At 56.2% G+C, this 25,734-nt stretch carries 25 protein-coding genes; 12 read left to right on the forward strand and 13 right to left on the reverse strand.

The window, feature by feature from the left end; genetic code table 11:
- The 6 genes from PMI17_RS25290 to PMI17_RS02435 all read left to right on the forward strand — a co-directional run.
- A partial coding sequence (locus tag PMI17_RS25290) for an aminomethyltransferase beta-barrel domain-containing protein (protein WP_157178860.1) occupies nucleotides 1-116 on the forward strand: 116 nt, incomplete at its 5' end.
- Between the two features lie 36 nt (nucleotides 117-152).
- Nucleotides 153-794, forward strand: coding sequence for a high frequency lysogenization protein HflD (gene hflD / locus PMI17_RS02415; protein ID WP_007885711.1), 642 nt, complete (start codon nucleotides 153-155; stop codon nucleotides 792-794).
- A 44-nt stretch (nucleotides 795-838) separates the two neighbouring features.
- Nucleotides 839-2,209: an adenylosuccinate lyase gene (gene purB / locus PMI17_RS02420; protein ID WP_007885712.1), complete on the forward strand. Its 1,371-nt coding sequence runs from the start codon at nucleotides 839-841 to the stop codon at nucleotides 2,207-2,209.
- A gap of 122 nt (nucleotides 2,210-2,331) precedes the next feature.
- Nucleotides 2,332-3,000: a two-component system response regulator PhoP gene (phoP, locus tag PMI17_RS02425; protein WP_007885713.1), complete on the forward strand. Its 669-nt coding sequence runs from the start codon at nucleotides 2,332-2,334 to the stop codon at nucleotides 2,998-3,000.
- Between the two features lie 3 nt (nucleotides 3,001-3,003).
- Nucleotides 3,004-4,464 (forward strand): two-component system sensor histidine kinase PhoQ, encoded by a 1,461-nt coding sequence (phoQ, locus tag PMI17_RS02430; RefSeq protein ID WP_007885714.1) that lies wholly within the window; start codon nucleotides 3,004-3,006, stop codon nucleotides 4,462-4,464.
- 57 nt (nucleotides 4,465-4,521) lie between these two features.
- The gene (locus PMI17_RS02435; RefSeq protein ID WP_007885716.1) at nucleotides 4,522-5,643 is read left to right on the forward strand and encodes a cupin domain-containing protein; all 1,122 of its coding nucleotides are present in this window, start codon (nucleotides 4,522-4,524) and stop codon (nucleotides 5,641-5,643) included.
- 74 nt (nucleotides 5,644-5,717) lie between these two features.
- Here the strand turns inward: PMI17_RS02435 and pepT are convergent, their stop codons facing one another.
- Nucleotides 5,718-6,944: a peptidase T gene (gene pepT, locus PMI17_RS02440; RefSeq protein ID WP_007885720.1), complete on the reverse strand. Its 1,227-nt coding sequence runs from the start codon at nucleotides 6,942-6,944 to the stop codon at nucleotides 5,718-5,720.
- Between the two features lie 299 nt (nucleotides 6,945-7,243).
- Here pepT and potA point away from each other — a divergent pair, with 299 nt between their 5' ends.
- From potA to potD, 4 genes are read left to right on the forward strand one after another with little or no spacing between them, the layout of a single operon-like run.
- Complete coding sequence (potA, locus tag PMI17_RS02445; protein ID WP_007885722.1) at nucleotides 7,244-8,356, forward strand: spermidine/putrescine ABC transporter ATP-binding protein PotA; 1,113 nt, start codon at nucleotides 7,244-7,246, stop codon at nucleotides 8,354-8,356.
- Nucleotides 8,340-9,200, forward strand: coding sequence for a spermidine/putrescine ABC transporter permease PotB (potB, locus tag PMI17_RS02450; RefSeq protein ID WP_007885723.1), 861 nt, complete (start codon nucleotides 8,340-8,342; stop codon nucleotides 9,198-9,200). The genes potA and potB overlap by 17 nt, the downstream gene beginning before the upstream one ends.
- Nucleotides 9,197-9,970 (forward strand): spermidine/putrescine ABC transporter permease PotC, encoded by a 774-nt coding sequence (gene potC / locus PMI17_RS02455; RefSeq protein ID WP_007885724.1) that lies wholly within the window; start codon nucleotides 9,197-9,199, stop codon nucleotides 9,968-9,970. Before potB ends, potC begins: the two co-directional genes overlap by 4 nt.
- 10 nt (nucleotides 9,971-9,980) lie before the next feature.
- Nucleotides 9,981-11,024: a spermidine/putrescine ABC transporter substrate-binding protein PotD gene (potD, locus tag PMI17_RS02460; RefSeq protein ID WP_007885725.1), complete on the forward strand. Its 1,044-nt coding sequence runs from the start codon at nucleotides 9,981-9,983 to the stop codon at nucleotides 11,022-11,024.
- Nucleotides 11,025-11,171: 147 nt separating this feature from the next.
- Here potD and cobB read toward each other — a convergent pair whose 3' ends face one another.
- From cobB to lolC, 4 genes are all read right to left on the reverse strand, one after another.
- Complete coding sequence (gene cobB, locus PMI17_RS02465; RefSeq protein ID WP_007885726.1) at nucleotides 11,172-12,005, reverse strand: Sir2 family NAD+-dependent deacetylase; 834 nt, start codon at nucleotides 12,003-12,005, stop codon at nucleotides 11,172-11,174.
- Nucleotides 12,006-12,150: 145 nt separating this feature from the next.
- The gene (lolE, locus tag PMI17_RS02470) at nucleotides 12,151-13,395 is read right to left on the reverse strand and encodes a lipoprotein-releasing ABC transporter permease subunit LolE (RefSeq protein ID WP_007885727.1); all 1,245 of its coding nucleotides are present in this window, start codon (nucleotides 13,393-13,395) and stop codon (nucleotides 12,151-12,153) included.
- On the reverse strand, nucleotides 13,395-14,096 hold the full coding sequence (gene lolD / locus PMI17_RS02475) for a lipoprotein-releasing ABC transporter ATP-binding protein LolD (RefSeq protein WP_007885730.1): 702 nt from the start codon (nucleotides 14,094-14,096) through the stop codon (nucleotides 13,395-13,397). The genes lolE and lolD overlap by 1 nt, the downstream gene beginning before the upstream one ends.
- Nucleotides 14,089-15,288: a lipoprotein-releasing ABC transporter permease subunit LolC gene (gene lolC / locus PMI17_RS02480; protein WP_007885731.1), complete on the reverse strand. Its 1,200-nt coding sequence runs from the start codon at nucleotides 15,286-15,288 to the stop codon at nucleotides 14,089-14,091. Before lolC ends, lolD begins: the two co-directional genes overlap by 8 nt.
- A gap of 260 nt (nucleotides 15,289-15,548) precedes the next feature.
- Between lolC and PMI17_RS02485 the strand changes: the two genes are divergently transcribed.
- Complete coding sequence (locus PMI17_RS02485; RefSeq protein WP_007885732.1) at nucleotides 15,549-15,758, forward strand: hypothetical protein; 210 nt, start codon at nucleotides 15,549-15,551, stop codon at nucleotides 15,756-15,758.
- A gap of 103 nt (nucleotides 15,759-15,861) precedes the next feature.
- Entirely contained in the window at nucleotides 15,862-19,305 is a 3,444-nt protein-coding gene (gene mfd, locus PMI17_RS02490; RefSeq protein WP_007885733.1) for a transcription-repair coupling factor, read from the forward strand.
- 111 nt (nucleotides 19,306-19,416) lie between these two features.
- Here mfd and PMI17_RS02495 read toward each other — a convergent pair whose 3' ends face one another.
- From PMI17_RS02495 to hinT, 8 genes are all read right to left on the reverse strand, one after another.
- On the reverse strand, nucleotides 19,417-19,959 hold the full coding sequence (locus tag PMI17_RS02495; RefSeq protein WP_007885735.1) for a glycine zipper 2TM domain-containing protein: 543 nt from the start codon (nucleotides 19,957-19,959) through the stop codon (nucleotides 19,417-19,419).
- 296 nt (nucleotides 19,960-20,255) lie between these two features.
- Complete coding sequence (locus tag PMI17_RS02500) at nucleotides 20,256-21,560, reverse strand: NAD(P)/FAD-dependent oxidoreductase (RefSeq protein ID WP_085982480.1); 1,305 nt, start codon at nucleotides 21,558-21,560, stop codon at nucleotides 20,256-20,258.
- A 212-nt stretch (nucleotides 21,561-21,772) separates the two neighbouring features.
- Nucleotides 21,773-22,315 (reverse strand): alpha/beta hydrolase YcfP, encoded by a 543-nt coding sequence (gene ycfP / locus PMI17_RS02505; RefSeq protein WP_007885741.1) that lies wholly within the window; start codon nucleotides 22,313-22,315, stop codon nucleotides 21,773-21,775.
- A 39-nt stretch (nucleotides 22,316-22,354) separates the two neighbouring features.
- Nucleotides 22,355-23,398: a beta-N-acetylhexosaminidase gene (gene nagZ / locus PMI17_RS02510; RefSeq protein ID WP_007885742.1), complete on the reverse strand. Its 1,044-nt coding sequence runs from the start codon at nucleotides 23,396-23,398 to the stop codon at nucleotides 22,355-22,357.
- 15 nt (nucleotides 23,399-23,413) lie between these two features.
- On the reverse strand, nucleotides 23,414-24,199 hold the full coding sequence (thiK, locus tag PMI17_RS02515; protein ID WP_369751406.1) for a thiamine kinase: 786 nt from the start codon (nucleotides 24,197-24,199) through the stop codon (nucleotides 23,414-23,416).
- Nucleotides 24,200-24,215: 16 nt separating this feature from the next.
- A complete protein-coding gene (gene lpoB / locus PMI17_RS02520) occupies nucleotides 24,216-24,812 on the reverse strand; it encodes a penicillin-binding protein activator LpoB (protein ID WP_007885749.1) in 597 nt (198 codons plus the stop codon).
- Between the two features lie 10 nt (nucleotides 24,813-24,822).
- On the reverse strand, nucleotides 24,823-25,188 hold the full coding sequence (locus PMI17_RS02525; RefSeq protein ID WP_007885751.1) for a YcfL family protein: 366 nt from the start codon (nucleotides 25,186-25,188) through the stop codon (nucleotides 24,823-24,825).
- A 17-nt stretch (nucleotides 25,189-25,205) separates the two neighbouring features.
- Nucleotides 25,206-25,556, reverse strand: a complete 351-nt coding sequence (hinT, locus tag PMI17_RS02530) for a purine nucleoside phosphoramidase (RefSeq protein WP_007885755.1) — start codon at nucleotides 25,554-25,556, stop codon at nucleotides 25,206-25,208.
- Nucleotides 25,557-25,734: the final 178 nt, after the last annotated feature.

Below are 25,734 nucleotides of genomic sequence, written 5' to 3' on the forward strand. Positions count from 1 at the left end.
TTTTGGGGGAGCCGGTAGCGGCGGTCACGCCAGGCCAATCCGCCGTGTTTTATCTCGGTGAAGTGTGCCTCGGCGGCGGCATTATCGAACAACGCCTGCCTCTGGCAGAAGCCTAAGGTCGGCGCTGCCCGACGCGATGACAGGAGTTAAGCGTGGCTAAGAACTATTATGAGATTACGCTGGCGCTGGCGGGTGTCTGCCAGGCAGCCCATGTGGTGCAGCAACTCGCGCAGCAGGGCCAGTGCAATAATGCTGCCCTGAATGTGTCGCTGCGCAGCTTGATCGATCTCAACCCCGGTTCGACGCTGGCGGTGTATGGCAACGACGAAGCCAACCTGCAGCCAGGATTAGAGACCTTGATGGCGGTGCTCAACAGCAGTAATCGTCAAGGCGCCAGCGCAGAACTGACGCGCTATACCCTGAGTATGATGGTGCTGGAGCGTAAGCTGCACGGTAATAAAACCGCGATGAATACGCTGGCACAACGCATTAGCCAGCTTGATCGCCAACTGGCGCATTACGAGCTGGAATCGGACACTATCACCAGCGCCATGGCCGGGATTTACGTGGATGTGATCAGCCCATTAGGCCCACGCATTCAGGTCACCGGTTCGCCGCAGGTATTACAGAATTCACAAGTGCAGAGTAAAGTGCGCGCCGCCCTGCTGGCCGGCATTCGCTCTGCGGTGTTATGGCAGCAGGTTGGCGGTGGCCGTCTGCAGCTGATGTTTTCGCGCCAGCGTCTGCTGAGCGAAGCCAAAACCATTTTATCCCGCCTGGGCCCGGCGTATTAAGCGCCGCCCCGGCATCATTGTTAAACGATTCAGGAGTTGCACTGATGGAATTATCCTCTCTGACCGCCGTTTCACCTGTCGATGGTCGTTACGGCGATAAAGTCAGCCCACTGCGCGCCATTTTCAGCGAATTCGGTCTGCTGAAATTTCGCGTTGAGGTTGAGGTTCGCTGGTTACAAAAACTGGCTACGACTGTAGAGATCAAGGAAGTTCCTGCATTTGATGCCGACGCAAACGCTTTCCTTGATGCGATTGTCGCCAATTTCAGCGAAGAAGACGCTGCACGTATCAAAACCATCGAGCGCACCACCAACCACGACGTAAAAGCCGTGGAGTATTTCCTCAAAGAGAAAGTGGCCGATGTTCCGGCGCTGCATGCGGTGTCTGAGTTTATCCACTTCGCCTGCACCTCTGAAGATATCAATAACCTTTCTCACGCGCTGATGCTGGAAACCGCACGTCGCGAGGTGATCGTGCCGTTCTGGAACCAGCTCATCGATGCCGTAAAAGGGTTGGCGCACGAGTATCGTGACATTCCGCTGCTGTCGCGTACCCACGGCCAGCCGGCCACGCCGTCAACCATGGGCAAAGAGATGGCAAACGTGGCGTACCGTCTGGAGCGCCAGCTGCGTCAGCTCAGCAAGATTGAAGTCCTCGGCAAAATTAACGGCGCGGTTGGCAACTACAATGCCCACATCTCCGCTTATCCGGAAGTGGACTGGCACCAGCTGAGCGAGCAGTTTGTCACCTCACTGGGCATCACCTGGAACCCGTACACCACGCAGATCGAGCCGCACGACTACATCGCCGAGCTGTTTGATTGCATCGCACGTTTCAACACCATTCTGATCGACTTTGATCGTGATATCTGGGGCTATGTAGCGCTCAATCACTTCAAACAGAAAACCATCGCCGGTGAAATTGGTTCTTCAACCATGCCGCATAAAGTGAACCCGATTGACTTCGAAAACTCCGAAGGCAACCTCGGTCTGGCTAACGCGATGATGCAGCATCTGGCCAGCAAACTGCCGGTTTCACGCTGGCAGCGTGACCTCACTGACTCTACCGTGCTGCGTAACCTCGGTGTCGGCATCGGCTATGCGCTGATCGCTTATCAGGCGACGCTGAAAGGCATCTCTAAGCTGGAAGTGAACCGCGATCGTCTGCTGGATGAACTGGATCACAACTGGGAAGTACTGGCCGAGCCAATTCAAACCGTGATGCGCCGTTACGGCATCGAGAAGCCGTACGAGAAGCTGAAAGAGCTGACGCGCGGTAAACGTGTTGATGCAGCTGGCATGCAAGCGTTCATCGATAGCCTTGCGTTGCCGGAAGAGGAAAAAGTGCGTCTGAAGCAGATGACGCCAGCCAACTACCTTGGCCGTGCAATTCAGATGGTTGATGATTTGCAGTAAATCTCAACAACAGGCGTGTTCAATGTTGGGCACGCCTCTATTAACAAACGTTGATCTCTTGTTTAGCTGGCTTCGCATATACTTTTCTCCATCATTATTGAGTCGGAAGCTAAGGAAATACTATGCGTGTTCTGGTTGTGGAAGATAACGCGCTGTTGCGCCATCACCTCGCCGTGCAGCTGCGTGAAATGGGCCATCAGGTCGATGCCGCAGAAGATGCCAAAGAAGCAGATTATTTCCTGCAGGAGCACATGCCCGATATCGCTCTTGTCGATCTGGGATTGCCCGACGAAGATGGCATGTCGTTGATCCGTCGCTGGCGCACCGATGCCGTACGTCAACCGATTCTGGTATTGACCGCCCGCGAAGGCTGGCAGGCAAAAGTCGAAGCGCTGGAAGCCGGTGCCGACGACTACGTCACTAAACCTTTCCATATTGAAGAAGTCGCGGCGCGTCTGCAGGCGCTAATGCGTCGTAACAGCGGCCACGCGTCACAGATTATTTCCATGCCGCCGTTCCAGGTCGATCTGTCACGCCGTGAGCTAACGGTGCAGGATCAACCGGTAAAACTTACCGCTTTCGAGTACACCATCGTTGAAACGCTGATTCGCAACGCGGGTAAAGTGGTGAGCAAAGATTCACTGATGCTGCAGCTCTATCCGGATGCGGAACTGCGCGAGAGTCACACCATTGATGTGTTGATGGGTCGCCTGCGTAAAAAAATTCTCTCGCTCTATCCGACCGAAGTGATTAACACCGTGCGCGGCCAGGGTTATCGCTTTGATCTCTGATTTATGACGTGGTTAAAACGCTTCCGCCCCTTCTCGTTACGCGCCCGTTTCCTGCTGGCAACGGCGGCGATCGTCCTGTTTTTATCGCTCTCCTACGGCATGGTTGCCGTCGTGGGTTACGTAGTTAGCTTCGATAAAAATACCTACCGCGTGATGCGCGGCGAAAGCAATCTGTTCTTCACGCTGGCGCAGTGGCAAGACGACAAGCTCACCATCGCCCAGCCGGAGCGCATGACGCTCAACTTCCCCACGCTGGTGTTTATCTACGATGAACACGGCAAACTGCTGTGGCAGCAGCGTGACGTGCCGGACATCCGCAAAAAGATTCGCCGCGAATGGCTGCTCAAGCCCGATTTTTACGAAATCGACACCAGCAATCGCACCAGCATGGCGGCGATGGGCAACAATCCACAGGCAAAAGAGCGGCTGCATGCGCTGGATAGTGACAGCAACGATACCTTTACTCACTCGGTAGCGGTCAATCGTTACGATGCCACCACTAACCTGCCGGCGCTGACCATCGTGGTTGTCGACTCAATTCCGCAGGAGTTGCAGCATTCCGATGTGGTGTGGTCGTGGTTTAGCTATGTGCTGGCCGCCAACCTGCTGCTGGTGATCCCGCTGTTGTGGCTGGCGGCGCACTGGAGTCTACGACCAATTGGCGATCTCACCGCGCATGTGCGCGAGCTGGAAACCGGCCAACGCGAGAATCTCGATGATAATCCGCCGCAGGAGTTGCGCAGCCTGGTACGCAATCTCAACCTGCTGCTGACCAACGAACGCCAGCGCTATACGCGCTATCGCACCACCCTGTCGGACGTGACGCACAGCCTGAAAACCCCGCTGGCGGTGCTGCAGAGTACGCTACGCTCGTTACGCAGCGGCAAAGAGTTAACCGTGGAACAGGCGGAACCGGTGATGCTGGAGCAGATTAGCCGTATCTCCCAGCAGATTGGCTATTATCTGCATCGCGCCAGCATGCAGGCCGATCACAATCCGCTGCAGCGCGATTTACATTCGGTTTCGGCGCTGCTCGACAGCCTGTGTTCGGCTCTCAACAAGGTTTATCAGCGTAAAGGCGTGGCGATCACCCTGGATATCTCTCCCGAGCTGACCTTTATCGGCGATAAAAATGACTTTATGGAAGTGCTCGGCAACGTGCTGGATAACGCCTGCAAATACTGCCTGGAGTTTATTGAAGTCACCGCACGCCAAACCGACAAAACTCTGCATCTGTTTATTGATGATGATGGCCCGGGCATTCCAGAAAGCAAACGCGATCTGATCTTCGTGCGCGGTCAGCGCGCCGATACGCTACGTCCCGGCCAGGGATTAGGTTTGGCCGTGGTGCGCGATATCCTCGAACAGTACGCCGGTCAGGTCATCGCCACCACCAGCCCGCTCGGCGGCGCGCGGATGGAAGTGATTTTCCAGCGCCAGGAAGTCGAGCATCACCGCGAGTAGAAAGGGACGCGGGCTGTTATACTTGCCATCATTCTTTGCAGCAAACGGACTCCGCATATGGACTATCAGCTCGACATCAACTGGCCCGACTTTATTCAACGCTACTGGCAGAAACGCCCGGTGGTGCTTAAACGGGGTTTTAAAAACTTCGTCGATCCTATTTCTCCTGACGAGCTGGCCGGTCTGGCAATGGAAAATGAGGTGGATAGCCGTCTGGTTAGCCATAACGAAGGCAAATGGCAAGTTAGCCACGGCCCGTTTGAAAGCTACGATCATCTCGGTGAGAGCAACTGGTCGCTGCTGGTGCAGGCGGTCAACCATTGGCATGAGCCTTCGGCTGCACTGATGCGCCCGTTCCGTTTCCTGCCCGACTGGCGCGTTGACGATCTGATGATCTCCTTCGCCGTGCCGGGCGGCGGCGTGGGCCCACATTTCGACCAATATGATGTGTTTATCATTCAGGGCACCGGCCGTCGTCGCTGGCGCGTGGGTGAAAAAGTGCCGTTGAAACAGCACTGCCCGCATCCAGATCTGCTGCAGGTTGAACCGTTTGACGCCATCATTGATGAGGAGATGGAGCCGGGCGATATTCTCTATATTCCGCCTGGATTCCCGCATGAAGGCTATTCGCTTGAAAACGCCATCAACTATTCGGTGGGCTTCCGTGCACCGAACGGTCGCGAGCTGATCAGCGGCTTTGCCGATCACATGCTGGCTAACGAATTGGGCAGCTATCGCTACAGCGATCCGGACGTGCCGTCACGTGATTGCCCATCGCAAATTTTGCCGTCGGAGCTGGAAGGCATCCGCAAAGTGATGATGGATGTGATCAACCAGCCGGAGCAGTTTAACCAATGGTTTGGCGAGTTTATTTCTCAGTCGCGTCATGAGTTGGATGTCGCTCCGCCGGAGCCACCTTATCAGCCGGATGAAATTTACGATGCATTGCAGCAAGGCGATGCGCTGACGCGTCTTGGCGGCCTGCGCGTGTTGACCATCGGTGATGCGGTGTTTGTGAACGGTGAATCAATCAGCTGCAACCATCCGCAGGTGCTGGCGGCATTGGCGCACAATCATGTGCTGACGCTGGAAGATTTTGGCGATGCGCTGGACGATCCGTCAATGCTGGCGCAGCTGGCGGCGCTGGTTAATAGCGGATATTGGTTCTTCGGCGAGTAAATTGGTGTTCCGGTCGCCATGAAAGGCGACCCTACAATGTTATAAGGTGCGCATTCATGCGCACCTGGTTACTGTCACTTTTTCTGCCCTGCCAACTCAGCCAGACGCACAATCACCTCTACTGACTGCGCCATCACGTTGAGTGAGGCGAACTCGTGCTTGCCGTGATAGTTGTAGCCGCCGGTGAACAGGTTCGGACATGGCAACCCTTTCCATGACAGCGCAGATCCATCGGTACCGCCGCGAATCGGTTTAACGTTCGGTTCAATGCCACAATCGCGCATCGCCTGCAGCGCCAGCTCAATAATGTGCGGATGCGGTTCGACTTTCTCACGCATGTTGCGATAGCTATCGCTGATCTCCACCTTCACTGAACATTCGCTTTGCAGCCCCTGGCTCACACGCTGGCCAATCTCTTCCAGCAGCTGCTTGCGCTGGGCATAGCTATCCGCGTCGAAATCACGAATCAGATACATCAGTTCGGCATGCTCAACCGTGCCTTTGATGGTGTGCAGATGGAAAAAACCTTCGTAGCCATCGGTATACTGCGGCTTCTCTTTTGCTGGCAGCTCCGCGTGGAAGCGCATCGCCAGATCCAGCGCATTGACCATCACATTTTTAGCGCTGCCCGGATGGACGTTATTGCCAGTGATCTTGACCATCGCGGTGGCGGCGTTGAAGTTCTCGAATTCGAACTCGCCGAGATCGCTGCCATCCACGGTGTAGGCCCAATCGGCGGCAAAACCTTCCACGTCAAAGTGCGACGCGCCACGGCCAATCTCTTCATCGGGGGTAAATGCCACCCGAATTGCACCGTGCGGAATATCACTGTTCGCCAGACGCGCCATCGCCGTCATGATCTCGGCGATGCCGGCTTTGTCATCGGCGCCGAGCAGGGTTTTACCGTCGGTGGTAATCAGCGTATGGCCAATCAGCTTATGCAGGATTGGGAACATCACCGGCGACAGAACTTCATCGCCGTTGCCCAGCGCAATGTCACCCCCGCGATAGTTTTCAATAATCTGCGGATTAACGTTTTTGGCGGTAAAATCCGGTGACGTGTCCATATGCGAAATAAAGCCGATTACCGGCGTGGCCCAGTCGACATTCGCCGGTAAGGTGCCCATTACGCAGCAATGGTCGCTTAAAGAGACATCAACAAAGCCCAGCGCAATAAGTTCTTCCTGTAACTGACGCGCCAGTGCCCACTGCCCTTCACTGCTTGGCACCTGTCGCGCCTGAGGTTTTGACTGAGTTTCTACTGCGACATAACTGAGAAAACGCTCAAGTAATTGATCCATCTGTCATCCCTCTTAAGAACCTGCGTCATTATCATGGTGGCCTGGAGCCCCCATGTTGCGTCAAATCATTATCCTTCAGGTTAGCTCTCTCAGCGTGAAATGCGCTGAAAATTCACTCACCGTCGCCTGTACGACTTGCCCGTTACGCATACTCCGGCATTTTTCAGAGTTTTCAAGGTAAATCCGTGGCAAAACATGGCATTGACGCTTTTTTGCGGTATCATCGCGCCCTTCATCACAGCAAGCTGGCACCAGCGGCTATGCTGTAACCTGATTCACCATCAGACTGAGTGACTAAAATGACGCAAACACGCGATCTCGCGCTGGTTACGCTTTCTGGCATCAGTAAAGCTTTCGATGGCAAAACCATCATCTCTGACTTCGATCTGACCATCCGTCACGGCGAATTCATCACGCTGCTCGGTCCGTCCGGCTGCGGTAAAACCACCATTTTACGCCTGATTGCCGGACTGGAAGATGCCGATTCCGGACATATCATTCTTGATGATAATGACATCACCGATCTGCCAGCCGAACATCGCCACATCAATACGGTATTTCAGAGTTATGCGCTGTTTCCGCACATGTCGGTATTTGAAAACGTCGCCTTTGGCCTGCGCATGCAGAAAACCCCAGCCGCCGAGATCACGACACGTGTCAACGACGCGCTGGCGATGGTGCAGCTAGAGAGCTTTGCCGATCGGCGTCCGCATCAGCTCTCCGGCGGGCAGCAACAGCGTGTAGCGATTGCGCGTGCGGTGGTGAATCGCCCGAAAGTGTTGCTGCTGGATGAGTCGCTTTCGGCGCTGGATTATAAGCTGCGTCGCCAGATGCAAAACGAGCTGAAAGCGTTGCAGCGCAAGCTTGGCATCACCTTTGTGTTTGTCACCCACGATCAGGAAGAAGCGCTGACCATGTCCGATCGCATCGTCGTGATGCGCGATGGCCGCATCGAGCAGGACGGCACGCCGCGTGAGATTTATGAAGAGCCGGCTAACCTGTTTGTGGCGCGCTTTATTGGCGAGATCAACGTGTTCGATGCCGAAGTGCTGAATAGCGAAAAGGCGCCCACTATCCTTGCGCGCGTTGAAGGGCGTGAATGTGAGCTGCAGTGTGATTTTCCGGTTAACGCCGGCGATAAGCTGCATGTGCTGCTGCGTCCGGAAGATCTGCGCGTGGAAGAGATCGATCATGACAGCCGCAGCGATAACCTGATCGGCTACGTCCGTGAGCGCAACTACAAAGGCATGACGCTGGAATCCACCGTTGAACTGGAGAACGGCAAGCTACTGACGGTGAGCGAGTTCTTTAATGAAGACGATCCCGATTTTGACCACTCGCTGAACCAGAAAATGGCCGTCAGCTGGGTAGCGAACTGGGAGGTGGTGCTGCCGTATGAAACGGATGCGTAACCGTCTACAGAAAGTGATTGTGCTGCTTATCGTCAGTTGGTTGACGCTGTTTGTGCTGCTGCCCAACCTGATGATCTTCGCCACCAGCTTCCTGACGCGCGACGATGCGCATTTTGTCAGCATGGCCTTCACCCTGAATAACTATACGCGACTGCTCGATCCGCTGTACGCCGATGTGCTGCTGCACTCGCTGAACATGGCGTTTATCGCCACGCTCTGCTGCCTGCTGCTCGGTTACCCGTTTGCCTGGTGTCTGACTAAACTGCCGGCGCGCCTGCGTCCGCTGATGCTGTTCCTGCTGATTGTGCCGTTCTGGACCAACTCCTTGATCCGCATCTACGGGCTGAAGATCTTTCTCAGCACGCGCGGCTGGCTCAATGAGTTTTTGCTGTGGCTCGGGGTGATCGATAAACCCTTTCGCATTATGTACACCTCGGAAGCGGTGATATTGGGACTGATCTACATTTTGCTGCCGTTTATGGTGCTGCCGCTCTACTCCAGCCTGGAAAAACTGGATAAATCCTGCCTCGAAGCGGCACGCGATCTCGGTGCCAATAAAGTGAAAACCTTTCTGCGCATTATTTTACCGCTCACCATGCCGGGCATTGTTGCGGGTTGTCTGCTGGTGTTTATTCCGGCGATGGGCCTGTTCTTTGTTGCCGATTTGCTGGGCGGCGCGAAAAACCTGTTGATTGGCAACGTGATCAAAAGTCAGTTCCTGAATATCCGCGACTGGCCGTTTGGCGCGGCCACCAGTATTGTGATGACGCTGCTGATGGGCTTGATGCTGCTGGCCTACTGGCGCGCGGCGCGTATGCTGAACAGCAAGGTGGAGCTGCAATGATGGCGCGCTGGTTACGCGGCGGCTTTATGGCCGTGATTTACGCCTGGTTTTATATCCCGATCATCATTCTGATCGTCAACTCCTTCAACAGCTCGCGCTTTGGCATCAACTGGCAGGGTTTCAGCACCCAGTGGTATCGCCTGTTGATGAATAACGACAGCCTGATTCAGGCGGCGCAGCATTCGCTGATCATGGGCGTGCTGTCGGCCAGTTGTGCCACAATTATCGGCTCGCTGACCGCGGTTGCACTCTATCGCTATCGTTTTCGCGGTAAACCCTTCGTCAGCGGCATGCTGTTTGTGGTGATGATGTCGCCCGATATCGTGATGGCCATTTCGCTGCTGGTGCTGTTTATGCTGTTGGGCATTTCGCTTGGTTTCTGGTCGCTGCTGTTCTCACACATCACCTTTTGTCTACCGTTTGTGGTGATCACCGTCTATTCGCGCCTGAAAGGTTTTGATGTGCGCATGCTGGAAGCCGCTAAAGATCTTGGCGCCAGCGAAGTCACCATTTTGCGCAAAATTCTGCTGCCGCTGGCGCTGCCCGCTGTCGCGGCGGGCTGGTTGCTGAGCTTTACCCTGTCGATGGACGACGTGGTGGTTTCGTCATTTGTCACTGGCCCGAGTTTTGAAATCTTACCGTTAAAAATTTATTCGATGGTCAAAGTTGGCGTGTCACCCGAAGTGAATGCGCTGGCGACGATTTTGCTGCTGCTGTCGCTGCTGTTGGTGGCGCTCAGTCAGCTGTTGCTCCGAGATAAAACTAAATAGAGGATAATCGATGAAAAAGTGGTCTCACTGGCTGGCGGCTGGGGCGCTGGCACTGGGCATGCAGAGCGCGCAGGCGGATGACGGCAAAACGCTCTATTTCTATAACTGGACAGAATACGTGCCGCCGGGGCTGCTGGAGCAGTTCACTAAAGAGACCGGCATCAAGGTGATTTATTCCACTTACGAGTCCAATGAGAGCATGTATGCCAAGCTAAAGACCTGGAAAGATGGCGCCTACGATTTGGTGGTGCCTTCGACTTACTTCGTTGCCAAAATGCGTAATGAAGGCATGTTGCAGAAGATTGATAAATCCCAGCTCAGCAACTTTAAGAATCTCGATCCTAACCTGCTGAACAAACCGTTCGATCCCAACAATGACTATTCGATCCCCTATATCTGGGGCGCGACCGCAATTGGGGTCAACACCGATGAAGTGGATGCCAAAAGCATCACCCGCTGGGCTGATTTATGGCAGCCGCAGTACAAGCAGAGCCTGCTGCTGACCGACGACGCGCGCGAAGTGTTCCAGATGGCGCTGCGTAAGCTCGGCTATTCGGGCAACACCCGCGATCCAAAGCAGATCGAAGCCGCTTATGAAGAGTTAAAAAAGCTGATGCCGAACGTGCTGGCGTTTAACTCAGACAATCCAGGCAATCCGTTTATGGAAGGCGAAGTGAACGTTGGCATGATCTGGAACGGCTCGGCGTACGTGGCGCGCCAGGCCGGCACGCCGCTGCAGATTATCTGGCCGCAGGAAGGCGGAATTTTCTGGATGGATAATCTGGCGATTCCGGCTAACGCGAAAAACCGCGCAGGTGCGCTGAAACTGATTAACTTCCTGTTGCGTCCGGAAGTGGCAGCGCAGGTGGCGGAAACCATTGGTTATCCAACGCCAAACCTGGCGGCGAAGAAGCTACTGCCGCAGGCAGTGGCGAATGATCCTTCGCTTTATCCTTCTGAGGCGGTGATCAAAAACGGCGAGTGGCAGAACGATGTCGGTGATGCCAGCGTGCAGTATGAGACGCTGTTTCAGAAGTTGAAGGCGGGACGTTAGTCCTCTGCGCGTTTTCCCTCACCCTGCCCTCTCCCGCAAGCGGGAGAGGGTTCTAAAAAGTTCCATGTCCGCAAGCGGGAGAGGGTTGTTTTTAGCTCCTTCTCCCGCTTGCGGGAGAAGGTTGGGATGAGGGAAAGCGCGCACAAACTATTTATACAGCCCACGCAAGAACGTGTGCACAAACTCCGGAACCACTTCACTGGCTAAACCGTAATGACGCTCGGCAAACTCATTGCCCACCTGGCTCGGCTCCAGGTTCAGCTCCACGGTATGCGCGCCCTGCAGTTTCGCTTCATGAACAAAACCGGCGGCCGGATAAACATGACCCGAGGTGCCGATGGCAATAAACAGGTTTGCCTGCTCAATCGCCTGGTAAATCTCCTCCATCCCCAGCGGCATTTCGCCAAACCACACGATGTGCGGACGCAACATTGCCGGGAACTGGCAGCAGGTGCAGCGATCGTCCGGGGTTAAATCTTCTGTCCAGTCCAGCACTTGTCCACTGTTCACACAGCGCACTTTCAGCAATTCACCGTGCATATGCAGCACGCGCTGGCTGCCGGCGCGTTCATGCAGATTGTCGATGTTCTGTGTTACCAGCAGGAAGTTATCGCCCAGCACCTGCTCCAGTTCCGCCAGCGCTTTGTGCGCGGCATTAGGCTGAATCTCTGGCTGCTGCAGCTGTTGACGGCGCGCGTTGTAGAACGCCTGCACCAGCGCCGGATCGCGCTGAAAACCTTCCGGCGTAGCCACATCTTCCACCCGGTGCTCTTCCCACAAACCATCGGCGGCACGGAAGGTGCGAATGCCGGACTCGGCGGAGATACCCGCACCGGTGAGTACCACCACGCGCGGTTGCGGATGCGCAGCCAGTTCAGCTTTGCGATCGCGCTCGAAGATGCGCTGGCGAAAGCGCTGATGCACTTTGCGGCGGTTTTTTTTGTCGCGGGCGAGTCGTAGGCGGCGGCGCGGTATGCGCATAAAAGCTCCTTAATCTGCGGCGTTTAACGCCGCGCTTCGGGTATTTTTCAGGCTAATCTGCCCGATAATAGCGGCTGCGTATGACGGCTGCATGCGGCAGACGCTGAAAATGTGCGCAGCCGCTAAAGCGGCTGCGCGGTCAATCTTACTGCCCGCTCAGCACGCGGGCCGGATCGATACGGCTGGCGCGCCGTGCCGGATACCAGCTGGCAATCAGGCTCAGCACAATCGCGGTGCCCAATACCGAAATCACATCAATCCAGTGCAGCTCGGACGGCAGGAAATCAATAAAGTAGATATCACCCGCCAATAGCTGATGCCCGGTAAGATGCTCAAACACCCGCATCACCAGCGTGAGATTGAGCGCCACCAGCACGCCGACCACCACGCCGCTGACACTGCCGAGCAGACCCGCCAGCAAGCCATACCAGATAAAAATGGCGCGAATCAGGCCATCTTTGGCGCCCAACGTGCGCAGCACGGCGATATCGCTGCTCTTGTCTTTCACCGCCATCACCAGCGTTGAGACGATGTTAAAGCAGGCCACGCCAATCACCAGCACCATGGCTAAATACATAATGGCGCGAATCATCTGGATGTCACGGTACATGTAGCCGTACGTACCAATCCAGCTCTTGATGTAGACATATGAATGCGTCACTTCACCGGCGTCGCGCACCAGCTTTTGCGCCTGGAACGGGTCATTCATCTTCAACGCAATGCCGCTGACGCTGTCGCCCATATCCAGATATTTCTGCGCATCGGCCAGCGGCACCAGCGCCAGGCTGTGATCCAGCATACCGCTGAGCTGCAGCACACCGCTGACCTGCAGACGAATGCGTTTCGGCTGCAGCAGCTTATTATCGCCATCGTTATTGGGGATCATGATGGTGATCCAATCGCCCTGTTTGACGTTAAGCGATTTGGCGATACCGCCACCGAGTATGATCTGTTGCTTACCGGCCGCGAACTGTGACCAGGCGTTACCGGCGACGAAGCTCGGCAAGGCGCTCAGCCGTGACTCCTGCTGCGGATCGACGCCTTTCACCTGCAGCGCCTGCAGCTTCGCGCCGCTCTCAATCAGCCCGGTAAAGTTAATATAGGGCGCCGCAGCGGCAATGCCCGAAACCTTTTCAATTGGCGCGATCATCGGCTGCCAGTGACGGAACGGCTGATTAACCGGTTCGATTTCACCGTGCGGCACCACCGCCAGAATGCGGTTGTTCAGCTCACGCTCGAAACCGTTCATGGCGCTTAGTCCGATGATCAGCACCGCCACGCCCAGCGCAATGCCAACGGTGGAGATGATGGAGATCAGCGAGACCATGCCACCACGCCGCCTACCGCGACTAAAACGCAGCCCGAGCAGCAGGGATAAGGATGAACCCATCAGATCACTCCCAGCGTCAGTTGGTCGCTCAGCTCGCCATCGCGCATCTCCATCTGGCGACTCAGGCGTTTCGCCAATTGCAGATCGTGCGTCACCACCAGGAAGGCGGTGCCCTGCTTGACGTTCAACTCGCCCAGCAGTTCAAAAATCGCATCCGCGTTGCGCGCATCAAGATTACCGGTGGGCTCGTCGGCCATCACCAAACGCGGACGATTCACCAGCGCGCGGGCAATCGCCACGCGCTGACGTTCACCGCCCGATAGCTCAGAAGGCCGGTGCGCAGCACGTTTATCCAGCCCCACCGCCGCCAGCATTTCACGCGCGCGGGATTCCGCTTCTGCCTTGCCGATTTTGCCAATCAGCAGCGGCATCGCCACGTTCTCCAGCGCGCTAAAATCCGGCAGCAAATGGTGGAACTGATAGATAAAGCCCAGCTCGCGGTTGCGCAGTTCCGCCTTCGCGGCGGATGACATCGCATTCAGCGATTTGCCATCAAAAATCACATCGCCCGAGGTCGGCGCATCCAAACCACCCAGCAGGTGCAATAAGGTACTTTTGCCTGAACCGGAGCTGCCGACAATCGCCGTCAGTTCACCCGGCTGCAGGCTGAAAGCCACATTGCGCAGCACATCGGTCTGCACGCTGCCTTCCTGATAGCGTTTACACAGGTCACGACACTGCAACAAAGGAGTATTACTCATAACGTAAAGCCTCAGCGGGTTGGACGGCGGCAGCGCGCCACGACGGATAAAGGGTAGAAAGCAGCGCAACGGCCATCGAAACCAGCGCAATGGTGATCACCTGCAACACGTTGATGTCGACCGGCAGCGCCGCGCCATCCAGGAACAGGCCGATCACCGGCATTAAATTATTCAGCTGGCTGGCCAGCAGTACGCCGAGCACGGTGCCAAGCAGCGCGCCAATGATCCCGGCGCTGGCGCCCTGCACCATAAATACCGCCACGATCTGGCGCCGGGTGAGGCCCAGCGTTTGCAGAATCGCCACTTCGCCCTGCTTCTCCATGATCAGCAGGCCCAGCGACGTAATGATATTGAAAGCCGCTACCGCGATGATCAGGCTCAGCAGCAGCCCCATCATGTTTTTCTCCATGCGCACCGCCTGGAACAGATCGCCTTTGCGCTCGCGCCAGTCTTTCCACGTCAAACCTTGCGGCAACGTTTGCTGGCTGAGCGCATCTACGCTCAGCGGTTTATCCAGCCACAGACGCCAGCCGGTAACGTTGCCGAGCGGATAGCGCATCACGCGTGACGCATCCTGCTGATTGACCAGAATCTGGTAGCCGTCAACTTCGCTGTTCGCCGCGTAGGTCCCTGCCACGGTGAAAATACGCTGACTAGGCAAGCGCCCGACCGGCGTGAACTGGCTGACCGACGGCACCATCAAACGCAGCTGATCGCCACGCTTGACACCCAGCTGTGCAGCCAGCTGTTCACCGAGGATGACGTTATATTGCCCCGCTTGCAGCACGCTTTGTTGGGTATTAACGAGGAACGGTGTCAGCGGATCCTGTTCATCGGGATTGATGCCCAGCATCACGCCAACCGAGACGTTGCGTGCGCTCTGCAGCACCACATCAGCGGTGGTGAGCGGCGCCATGCGGGTGACGCCTTGCAGCTTGAGATCCTGCGCCGGAAGTTGTTGCGGATTGATACTGCCTTTCTCGCTGGTAACCAGCGCCTGCGGCATCAGGCCAAGGATATTGCCTTCCAGCTCGCGCTCAAAGCCGTTCATCACCGATAACACGGTGACCAGCGCCAGCACGCCGAGCGTGATACCGATGGTAGAGAGCCAGGAGACGAAGCGACCAAAGCGGTCTGAGGCACGTCCACGCATGTAGCGCAAACCGATGAATAACGCGACTGGTTGATACATGAGATCCGTCTTGGCAGTTGCCTAAAAATAAGTAGTGGGATGATAAAGGAGGTGCCTGCTTTATGAAACCTCTAACCCTCTGAGTCTGCGGCAAAGTTGTGTCAAAAACCGTCCCAGCGGAGGCTTATGCATAAAATTGCGACAAAATAATGATGTTATTTGTACGTTTATTGGTCATAGGCTGGCGTAAACTCAATGATGTAGCACCAGATCAAGCACCGATTGTACCGAAGTAAGCGCCAGGCGCGGGAGTACAGACTATGTTGAAATTTCCTAAAGGCAGCATCGTTAAACATAAATCGGGCGAGATCAGAGGGGAGATTGTGAACGTTTTCGAACAGGGCGATTCGCCCACCGGTTATTACGTGAAGTGGGACGACGGCAACCACAGCTATCATCTGGAAAAAGAGCTGTCATGGGCCAATGTCGATCGACCCCGCATGCACTATACACAGCAATCCACCAAGTAGCAGAACCGACAGAGTGTGAGAAATCGCACCACGACAGATGATCCTCAGGGCGGATTATGGAATGATGACGCCCTGTAATCCAAGGAGAGAATGTCGAGATCCCATGTCGGAACAGAGTCGTTATACCCTGCCAGTCAAAGCCGGCGATCATCGCCAGCTCGGCCAGCTAGTCGGCGCTGCACAAGCGCTTGAATGTGCCAGCATCACCGAACGCCACAGCGGTCCGGTGTTGATGATTACCCCGGATATGCAATCTGCCCTGCGTCTGCAGGAGGAGATTCGCCAGTTCACCGATCTGCCGGTCACCAATCTCGCTGACTGGGAAACGCTGCCCTACGACAGCTTCTCACCGCATCAGGACATTATCTCCGCTCGTCTCTCCACGCTGTATCAACTGCCGAACTTAACGCGCGGCATGCTGATTATGCCGGTCAACACGCTGATGCAGCGCGTCTGTCCGCACAGCTTCCTGCACGGTCATGCGCTGGTGATGCAGCAGGGGCAAAAACTGTCGCGCGATGCGCTGCGCGATCAGCTGGAGCAGGCCGGCTATCGCCATGTCGATCAGGTGATGGAGCATGGCGAATACGCCACGCGCGGCGCGCTGCTCGATCTCTTCCCGATGGGCAGCGATCAGCCCTATCGCATCGACTTCTTTGATGACGAAATTGATAGCCTGCGCCTGTTTGATGTCGATACCCAGCGCACGCTGGAAGCGGTCAACGCCATCAACCTGCTGCCCGCACATGAGTTCCCGACCGATAAAGCCGCCATCGAGCTGTTCCGCAGCCGCTGGCGTGAAACCTTTGACGTGCGCCGCGAGCCGGAACACGTCTATCAGCAGGTGAGCAAAGGCACGCTGCCCGCCGGTATCGAATACTGGCAGCCGCTATTTTTCGAGCAGGAGCTGCCGACGCTGTTCAGCTATCTGCCGGGCAACACGCTGCTGCTCAACAGCGGCGATTTACTGGCGAGCGCCGAGCGCTTCTGGCTTGACGCCAATGCGCGCTTCGAGAATCGCCGCATCGACCCGATGCGCCCGCTGCTGGAGCCGGTCACGCTGTGGCTGCGCCCCGATGCGCTGCTCAGCGAACTGAAAGCCTGGCCGCGCATGCAGTTGAGCAGCGAGACGCTGCCGGAGAAAGCCGCAAACACCAACCTCGGTTATCAACCGCTGCCGGAATTAACCGTGCAGGCGCAGGCCAAGGCACCGCTTGATCTGCTGCGTCAGTTCCTGGAGCAGTTCAGCGGGCAGGTGATTTTTTCGGTTGAGAGCGAAGGCCGCCGTGAAAGCCTGCAAGAGCTGCTGACGCGCATCAAACTACGTCCGCACGCTATCGATCACTTCGATCAAGCCGTCGATCAGCCGTACAGCCTGATGATCGGCGCCAGCGAGCGTGGCTTTATCGATACCCAGCGCCAGCTGGCGTTGATCTGCGAAAGCGACCTGCTCGGCGAGCGCGTCAGTCGCCGCCGCCAGGATAATCGCCGCACCATCAATCCAGACGTATTGATCCGCAACCTCGCCGAACTGCATCCCGGCCAGCCGGTGGTGCATCTGGAGCACGGCGTTGGGCGCTATATCGGCCTGACCACGCTGGAAGCCGGCGGCATTGTGGCGGAATACTTGATGCTCTCCTATGCCGGCGATGCCAAATTGTACGTGCCGGTTTCGTCGCTGCATTTAATCAGTCGCTATGCCGGTGGCGCGGATGAGAATGCGCCGCTGCATAAACTCGGCAGTGATGCCTGGTCACGCGCGCGCCAGAAAGCCGCCGAGAAAGTGCGCGACGTGGCGGCAGAGCTGCTGGATATCTACGCCCAGCGCGCCGCCAAGACCGGCTTCGCCTTTAAGCACGATCGCGATCAGTATCAGCTGTTCTGTGAAGGCTTCCCGTTTGAAACTACGCCGGATCAGGGCCAGGCGATCAATGCCGTACTGAGCGATATGTGCCAGCCGCTGGCGATGGATCGCCTGGTGTGCGGCGACGTAGGCTTTGGTAAAACCGAAGTGGCGATGCGTGCCGCGTTCCTCGCGGTCGAAAATGCTAAACAGGTTGCCGTGCTGGTGCCGACCACGTTGCTGGCGCAGCAACATTACGACAACTTCCGCGATCGTTTCGCCAACTGGCCGGTGCGTATTGAGATGCTGTCGCGTTTCCGTACCGCGAAAGAGCAAAGTCAGGTGCTGGAACAGGCACGCGAAGGCAAAGTCGATATTCTGATAGGTACGCACAAGCTGCTGTCGAACGATCTGAAATGGCACGATCTCGGCCTGCTGATCGTCGATGAAGAGCACCGCTTTGGCGTGCGTCACAAAGAGCGTATCAAGGCGATGCGCGCCGATGTGGATATCCTGACGCTCACCGCTACGCCAATCCCGCGTACGCTGAATATGGCGATGAGCGGCATGCGCGATCTGTCGATTATTGCCACGCCACCGGCACGACGTATGGCGGTGAAAACCTTTGTGCGCGAGTACGACAGCCTGGTGGTGCGCGAGGCGATCCTGCGTGAAGTGCTGCGCGGTGGCCAGGTTTACTATCTCTACAATGACGTGGAGAACATCGAGAAAGCGGCGCAGCGGCTGGCAGAACTGGTGCCGGAAGCGCGTATCGCCATTGGTCACGGCCAGATGCGCGAGCGCGATCTGGAGCGGGTGATGAACGATTTCCACCATCAGCGCTTTAACGTACTGGTGTGTACCACCATCATCGAAACCGGTATCGATGTGCCCAGCGCGAATACCATCATCATTGAGCGCGCCGATCACTTTGGTTTGGCGCAGCTGCATCAGCTGCGCGGCCGCGTGGGCCGTTCGCATCATCAGGCGTATGCGTGGCTGCTGACGCCGCATCCGAAAGCGATGACTACCGATGCACAGAAACGCCTCGAGGCCATCGCTTCGCTGGAAGATTTAGGTGCCGGTTTCGCGCTGGCAACGCACGATCTGGAGATTCGCGGTGCCGGTGAACTGCTTGGCGAAGATCAGAGCGGACAGATGGAAACCATCGGTTTCACGCTGTATATGGAGCTGCTGGAGAACGCGGTTGATGCGTTGAAAGCGGGTCGCGAGCCGTCACTGGAAGATCTCACCAGCAATCAAACTGAAATCGAACTGCGCATGCCCGCCCTGCTGCCGGATGATTTTATCCCCGATGTGAATACCCGTTTGTCGCTGTACAAACGCGTAGCCAGCGCTGCGGATGAGCAGGATTTGGCTGAGTTGAAGGTGGAGATGATCGATCGCTTTGGCAAACTGCCGGATGCGGCGCGTAATTTGCTGGACATCGCCGGGCTGCGTTTAGTGGCGCGCGAGTTGGGGATTCGTAAGATTGAAGCCAGCGATAAAGGCGGCTTCTTCGAGTTCGCGCCGCAGAACCACGTCGATCCAGGCTGGCTGATTGGCCTGCTGCAGAAAGATCCGCAGCAGTGGAAACTGGATGGGCCAACCCGTCTGAAATTCACCCGTGAAATGGCGGACCGGAAAATCCGTATGGAGTGGGTGCAGAGTTTTGTTAGCGAGCTGGCGAAGAACCGGGTTTGATGTTGTGGGGGCGCCCTTTAAGGTGCTCCCCGGCAAACCGCATTGAATCCAATAAAAAAGCGCCTTACGGCGCTTTTTTCGTTACTGCTGCTGTGATGTAGCTTTGCCCAATTAGGCCTGATTCGAATTCAGGATCAGCTGACCGTTGCGGTCGAGCGGAATGCGGGTGCCAGGGTCATTCTCCATGCGGATCTTGCCCTGCTGGTCGCCTATTTTATAGGTCACGTCATAACCCAGCATTTTTTCCTGTTTATCGTATACCGTTTTGCAACGTTGCTCGTTGGTGGTGTAAGTATCACGATCCTGCAGCGCACCCTGCACCTGATTACCGCCGTAACCTCCGGCCAGCGCGCCAGCTACCGTCGCCACATCGCGACCGCGTCCGCCACCAAACTGGTGGCCCAACACGCCACCCGCTACCGCACCCAATACTGAACCGGCGATACGATTCTCATCCTGTACCGCTCGGCGATGGGTTAAGGTCACGTTGCGACACTCCTGTCGCGGCTGTTTGATGCTCTCTTTGATCGGCGTCGCCGACAGAACTTGTGCAAACTGCGGGCCGCGATCGAAAACATCCATGCTGGCGACTGCGGCAACACCTAACGCTGCTGCTACGCCGATACCGATACCCGCTAACATTGATTTATTCACAGGAATGTCCTCCTGAAGGTTGTTACCGCGCATTCCTGCCGCTACGAAATCCTGGTAGCCGAGGCATAACCGGCGTGCGCGCCGCGCCGTGTTTGTTGGTAATAAGTTTTACAGATGGACCGTAATTGCAACATCAGATTAATGGAGGAAACGCAGCGGAAACCCATCAGGGCCAGCTTTTAGGAGAGTTCTGAGAGCGGGTGTAATAGCGCCGCAACCTTAAGCTGAACGGGTGTTTTTCAGCAGGTTACGGCAGCGGGTGTGGCTTGGGGCGGGATTGCACCGCCCGAAAATCATTAGTGCAGCTTGAGGCGCGGACGCAGTACGCGGTTAAGACTGCCAACCAACATCATCAGCCCAGTCTTGAAATATCCGTGGAGCGCAATCTGGTGCATACGATATAGAGAGATGTAGACAAAACGTGCAATACGCCCTTCTACCATCATTGAACCGCGCATCAGGTTACCCATCAAACTTCCCACGGTGCTGAAGCGCGACAGCGATACCAGGGAACCATGATCTTTATACACGTAGGCTTTCAGCGGCTTGTCTTTACGCTGCGCGAGAATGTTTTCCAGCGCGCGGGAAGCCATCTGATGCGCTGACTGCGCGCGCGGCGGTACAAATCCGCCACCCGGCAGCGCGCAGGATGCACAGTCGCCAATGGCGTAGATATCATCATCCAGCGTGGTTTGCAGCGTCTCTTTCACCACCAGCTGATTAATGCGGTTGGTTTCCAGCCCGCCAATCTCCTTCAGGAAATCTGGCGCTTTAATCCCCGCCGCCCACACCATCAGATCGGCATCAATAAATTCGCCGCCTTTGGTATTCAAGCCGTTTTCCGTGGCGCTGGTGACCATGGTTTGCGTCAACACGCGCACGCCAAGCTTGGTCAGCTCCTGATGCGCCGCAGCAGAGATACGCGGTGGCAGCGCAGGCAAAATACGTTCACCGGCTTCCACCAGCGTGACGTTCAACGAAGAGCTGTCCAGACCTTTGTAGCCGTAGCTGTGAAGCTGTTTCACCGCGTTATACAGCTCAGCGGAGAGTTCCACGCCGGTAGCGCCGCCGCCGACGATGGCAATGTTCACTTTTTCCAGGCTGCCTTCGCTGGCCGAGAAACGCAGGAACAAGTTAAGCATTTCGTTGTGGAAACGGCGCGCCTGATGCGGGTTATCGAGGAAGATGCAGTGATCTTTTACGCCCGGCGTACCGAAGTCGTTTGAAGTGCTGCCGAGCGCAATGACCAGGCGATCGTAAGCCAGCTCACGCTGCGGCACTAACAGCGCACCTTCGGCATCGCGGATTTCGGCCAGCTCAAGGGTTTTATTCTCACGGTTGATTTGCGTCAGCGATCCCAGCTGGAACTGGAAGCCGTGATTGCGCGCGTGCGCCAGATAGCTCAGCGCATCAATACCTTCGTCCATCGAACCGGTCGCCACTTCATGCAGCAACGGTTTCCACAGGTGGCTGTGGTTACGATCGACCAGAATGATCTCGGCTTTTTTCTTGCGTCCCAGCTTGTGACCCAGCTGCGTGGCCAGTTCTAAGCCTCCAGCACCACCGCCGATGATAACGATTTTTTCCATAGATGTAGTCAACAAAGACCCCCTCAAAGTTGTAAACCAATAGTTAATTAATGGTTAATAAAAACCTTAATAAACATAGGGTTGGCGACGTTAAATCGCGAGCTAGGGGCAGAATATCACGGCGTCGGAGACATAACATAAGAAAATTGATGTGGATCAATCTTTCAACAGCATTATCAGAATGTTACACATTTTATGCGCCGCATCACACGGCGCACGGGAGGTCAGGCGAGGAGTTTAAAGGCTTTGATGCGCTGTAAATGCGGCGCAATATTTTTAAATTTATGGCTGGCCTCGTCATCCCAGATGATTTCATAGAACGGCTGCAGCTGTGCCGCGCTGCGCTGATTATCCAGCGCTTCATCATTGCGCGACAAAATGGTCAGACAGCGGTTGCGATTCGTTGCGCGGAAATCGCTGACGCATTTGGTGGCAATATCGAGATACTCTTCCGGCCGATCTATTTTGCCTTCCATGTTTTCGAAGGGAAAAAGATTGGGATTGAAAATCGCCTGACGCATGCCGCAAAGAAAACCAATACGCTCGGCCCAATAACCGCCGAGGCCAACCCCGCAAATCAACGGATGCGCATCGTCGCCCTGTTGCAGCAACTTATCGCACTCTTTCAGCAGAAACTGCATATCATGTTTGGGATGACGGGTGCTGTAACTGACTAATCTGACGTCCGGGTCAATGAACTGCAGCTGCAGCACCTTTTCATGGTTGCCCGGACTGTTGGAATCAAAACCGTGCAAATAGATGATCATGATTTTCCTCAGCGTGAAGTGAGATCCGGGCAGCGACGCTTAGCTGACCGAAGCTTTATGCGCCAGCCAGCGCTGTTGCAACGCGCTGAGTTGACGCTGATTCTGCCGCCAGCGCTCGCTTGCCAGCAGGCTTTGACGGGTCATACGGCCCTGATGGTATAACTGCGTCACGCGCTCTGCCCCGATCGGCGTCAAGTTATCCAACACGCTTACTGCGCCTGCTCGCTGATTGCACACCAGGATCATATCGCAACCGGCATTCAGCGACTGCTGCGCGCGTTCAGCATAGCTGCCCATCACCGCCGCGCCTTCCATCGACAAATCATCGGAGAAGATCACGCCGTTGAAGCTGAGCTCTTTACGCAGCACGGTTTGCAGCCAGTATGGCGAACCGCTGGCAGGAAGCGGATCCACCTCAGTATAGATAACGTGCGCCGGCATCACCGCATCGAGGAGCTGTTCGTCAATCAACTGCTTAAAGATTGCCATGTCATGCTGGCGCAGCGTGGCGGCATCGCGCGGATCGCGCGGCGTCTCTTTATGTGAGTCCGCGCTGACCGCGCCGTGACCGGGGAAGTGTTTGCCGGTGGTTTTCATGCCGGCTTCATGCATGCCGTTGATAAAGCGACGCGCGATCTGCAGCGCAATCGCCGGATCTGCATGGAATGAACGATCGCCGATTGCCGCGCTGATGTGGCCAATATCCAGCACCGGGGCGAAGCTGATGTCGATGTCCATGGCGATCATCTCCGCCGCCATCTGCCAGCCAGCCTGCTGCGCCAGTTCACCGGCACTGTTGAGATCGTGCAGCGCAGCAAAAGATTGCATCGCTGGCAATTGGGTAAAGCCGTCGCGGAAGCGCTGCACGCGGCCCCCTTCCTGATCCACGGCGACCACCAGCCGATTACGCGAAGCGGCGCGAATCTGGCGCACCAGCTCTGCCAGTTGCGCAACATCATGGAAGTTACGGGCAAACAGAATCAGCCCGCCCACCAACGGATGCTGCAGAATGTCGCGCTCTTCGGCATCAAGCTCAAAGCTCTCGACGTCAAGCATCAGCGGTCCAGGCGTGTTCATGGTCATGATTAAAATCCTAGGTTAAAGGTCGTGCCAGCTGGCCTGCGCCAGCTGTTGTAATGTTTCATCCTGACTCTGCTCGGCCCGCAGCTGGTACCAGCTGGCCATCAGCAGTTGCAGCCACGGCTGCCAGCGCTGCATCTGACGCGCCAGTGCCCGCTCATCAAGCTGCGCGTGCGCGGCGTAACCGGCAATCCACGCCGGGCGCATATCACCATCAACCGCGCAAACCGCCGCCAGTTCCAGCGCCACATCGCCGTCGGCGGCATATTCCCAGTCGATCAGGCGTAAACCCGTGGGTGTGGCGACCAGGTTGCCGGCATGCACGTCCATATGTAGAGGCGCAAGGCGCAGCGGCTGCGGCTCGCCCTGCTGTAATAAGCGTTGCAGCCGACGCTGCCAGCGCCAGTGACGCTGACGACAGAGCTGCCAGTAACGCTGCAGCAGCGGCGCTAAACGTAAACGGTAGCCGGTGAGCGGCTGTTGATGCAGACGCTGCAGCAGCGCCAGAATGGCCTCGCGCTGCGTATTAAATTGCGCGGGCGTGAGCACCTCGCCCGGTAACCAGCTCTGTAGCAGCCACGGATCGCGCCACGCCAACGGCTGCGGCCCCAGTTGCGCATGACGCAGCTGGCGCAGCACACGGTATTCGCGTTGGCGATCGACAAACGGAATCGGCTGCGGCGGCGCACGACGCGCCAGCAGCTCGCCCTGCTCGGTTTGCACGCGCACGCTTTGTCCGCTCAGTCCCGGCTGCGCGAAAAAATGACCGGCAGCTTGCGCCGTCGGCCATTGTTGCTGAATCATGTTTTGCAGCTGAGGATCAGGGTTGAGCAACACCGTTTCCTGACCAGATGATTTCACCGGTCTGCACCAACATCAGCTGCATTTGCAGCGTGGGTGCTTTCACATCGCCCTGCGCATTGCTGTACAGCACATACTGCGCGTTGACGTTACGTGCCAGGCCAATCGCTTTGCTGCGCGAGTTCAGACTGTCATCCGGCGACAAGCCCAGGGTCTGCTTAGCCTGCGCCAACTGTTCTGGGGTGATCAGGGTGAATTTACCGTTGTTAGCTAAGGCGTTCTGAATCGCGTCGGTGGCCTTGTCGGTCTGCAACGATCCGTTGGTGCTGTTTTTAATGCGGTCCACCAGTAGCACGCTGCCTGGATTCACACCGGATGATTGCACCATCTTGCCGACCAGCGGCTGCACGCTGGCATCCCAGTTAATGGTTTTCAGCTTTGGCGGCTGTGGCACGGTTTGCGGCGGCGGCACTGGCTGCGTCGGCGGTTCTACCGGCTGGGTTGGCGGGGTTGGCTGCGTCGGTTCAACCGGTGCCGGCGTCTGTTGTTGCACCACACAACCGGTGAGCATTAGCGCAAACAACAGCGCGCCCGAACGTTTTACACTGCGAATCACAGCTTACTCCTCAAAGATAAAGATAGAGACGCACCTTACTGGCGGTCGGATTGCCCATTTGCGAGGCCACTTCTACGCTGCCATGCGCCGGTACGATTTGGCTCTGTGCCGGCTCTTCTGGCGTAATTTCCAATCCTTTGTCGTCGTACCAATAGAAACGATAGTGCACTTTTACCGGCGTTTCACGCTGGTTGTACAACACGCTCATGGCACGCTGCTGACCATCTTGTTCAGTCAACGTTGGATCATCGGTAATGATGCCTGCTGACAGCACCGCCGACTCCATCACCAGCGACTGCGAAGTATTAATCATCGGCTTATCGCTGCTGCAACCCGCAAGGGTCAGCAACAGCAAGCCACTCAGCCATTGACGCATCACATTATCCGCCTGAGTTAGATGGCCAACATCGGGCCCAGCGGCTGACCGCCGACCAGGTGCATATGGATGTGATAAACCTCCTGACCGCCATGGCTATTACAGTTCATGATCAGGCGATAGCCATCTTCTGCAATGCCTTCATCACGGGCAATTTTTGCCGCCACGGTGATCATGCGGCCCAGCGCCTGCTCATGTGCAGCCTGCACATCGTTGGCGGTAGGAATCAATACGTTAGGAATGATCAGAATATGGGTAGGCGCTTTGGGCGCGATATCGCGGAAGGCGGTGACCAGTTCGTCCTGATAAACCACGTCGGCGGGAATCTCGCGACGGATGATTTTACTGAAAATGGTTTCTTCAGCCATGGTGCATTTCCTTAAGCCTGAGTTCAGTCAGGCAGTATGCGTGAGGAATTCCATTTCTTTCAACCTCAGGACCACAATTCCTGCATTAAATGGCTGCGTTTACGCCGTTTTGTCATTTTGCCTGCCCTGTGCTGCACCTCGCATTTCTCACATCTGATTAACCACAAAAATGAAACGC

Origin of the sequence: Pantoea sp. GM01 (assembly GCF_000282675.1) — a bacterium.
Classification (GTDB): Bacteria; Pseudomonadota; Gammaproteobacteria; order Enterobacterales; family Enterobacteriaceae; genus Pantoea; species Pantoea nemavictus.

Coding starts and splice junctions, on each gene's coding strand:
- hinT (WP_007885755.1), bottom strand. CDS start 25,556: ATGGCTGAAGAAACCATTTTCAGTAAAATCATCCGTCGCGAGATTCCC.
- potB (WP_007885723.1), top strand. CDS start 8,340: ATGAAACGGATGCGTAACCGTCTACAGAAAGTGATTGTGCTGCTTATC.
- potA (WP_007885722.1), top strand. CDS start 7,244: ATGACGCAAACACGCGATCTCGCGCTGGTTACGCTTTCTGGCATCAGT.
- lolC (WP_007885731.1), bottom strand. CDS start 15,288: ATGTATCAACCAGTCGCGTTATTCATCGGTTTGCGCTACATGCGTGGA.
- nagZ (WP_007885742.1), bottom strand. CDS start 23,398: ATGACCATGAACACGCCTGGACCGCTGATGCTTGACGTCGAGAGCTTT.
- phoQ (WP_007885714.1), top strand. CDS start 3,004: ATGACGTGGTTAAAACGCTTCCGCCCCTTCTCGTTACGCGCCCGTTTC.
- PMI17_RS02525 (WP_007885751.1), bottom strand. CDS start 25,188: ATGCGTCAATGGCTGAGTGGCTTGCTGTTGCTGACCCTTGCGGGTTGC.
- potD (WP_007885725.1), top strand. CDS start 9,981: ATGAAAAAGTGGTCTCACTGGCTGGCGGCTGGGGCGCTGGCACTGGGC.
- lolD (WP_007885730.1), bottom strand. CDS start 14,096: ATGAGTAATACTCCTTTGTTGCAGTGTCGTGACCTGTGTAAACGCTAT.
- thiK (WP_369751406.1), bottom strand. CDS start 24,199: ATGATTCAGCAACAATGGCCGACGGCGCAAGCTGCCGGTCATTTTTTC.
- lolE (WP_007885727.1), bottom strand. CDS start 13,395: ATGGGTTCATCCTTATCCCTGCTGCTCGGGCTGCGTTTTAGTCGCGGT.
- pepT (WP_007885720.1), bottom strand. CDS start 6,944: ATGGATCAATTACTTGAGCGTTTTCTCAGTTATGTCGCAGTAGAAACT.
- PMI17_RS02485 (WP_007885732.1), top strand. CDS start 15,549: ATGTTGAAATTTCCTAAAGGCAGCATCGTTAAACATAAATCGGGCGAG.
- phoP (WP_007885713.1), top strand. CDS start 2,332: ATGCGTGTTCTGGTTGTGGAAGATAACGCGCTGTTGCGCCATCACCTC.
- mfd (WP_007885733.1), top strand. CDS start 15,862: ATGTCGGAACAGAGTCGTTATACCCTGCCAGTCAAAGCCGGCGATCAT.
- purB (WP_007885712.1), top strand. CDS start 839: ATGGAATTATCCTCTCTGACCGCCGTTTCACCTGTCGATGGTCGTTAC.
- potC (WP_007885724.1), top strand. CDS start 9,197: ATGATGGCGCGCTGGTTACGCGGCGGCTTTATGGCCGTGATTTACGCC.
- cobB (WP_007885726.1), bottom strand. CDS start 12,005: ATGCGCATACCGCGCCGCCGCCTACGACTCGCCCGCGACAAAAAAAAC.
- PMI17_RS02435 (WP_007885716.1), top strand. CDS start 4,522: ATGGACTATCAGCTCGACATCAACTGGCCCGACTTTATTCAACGCTAC.
- ycfP (WP_007885741.1), bottom strand. CDS start 22,315: ATGATCATCTATTTGCACGGTTTTGATTCCAACAGTCCGGGCAACCAT.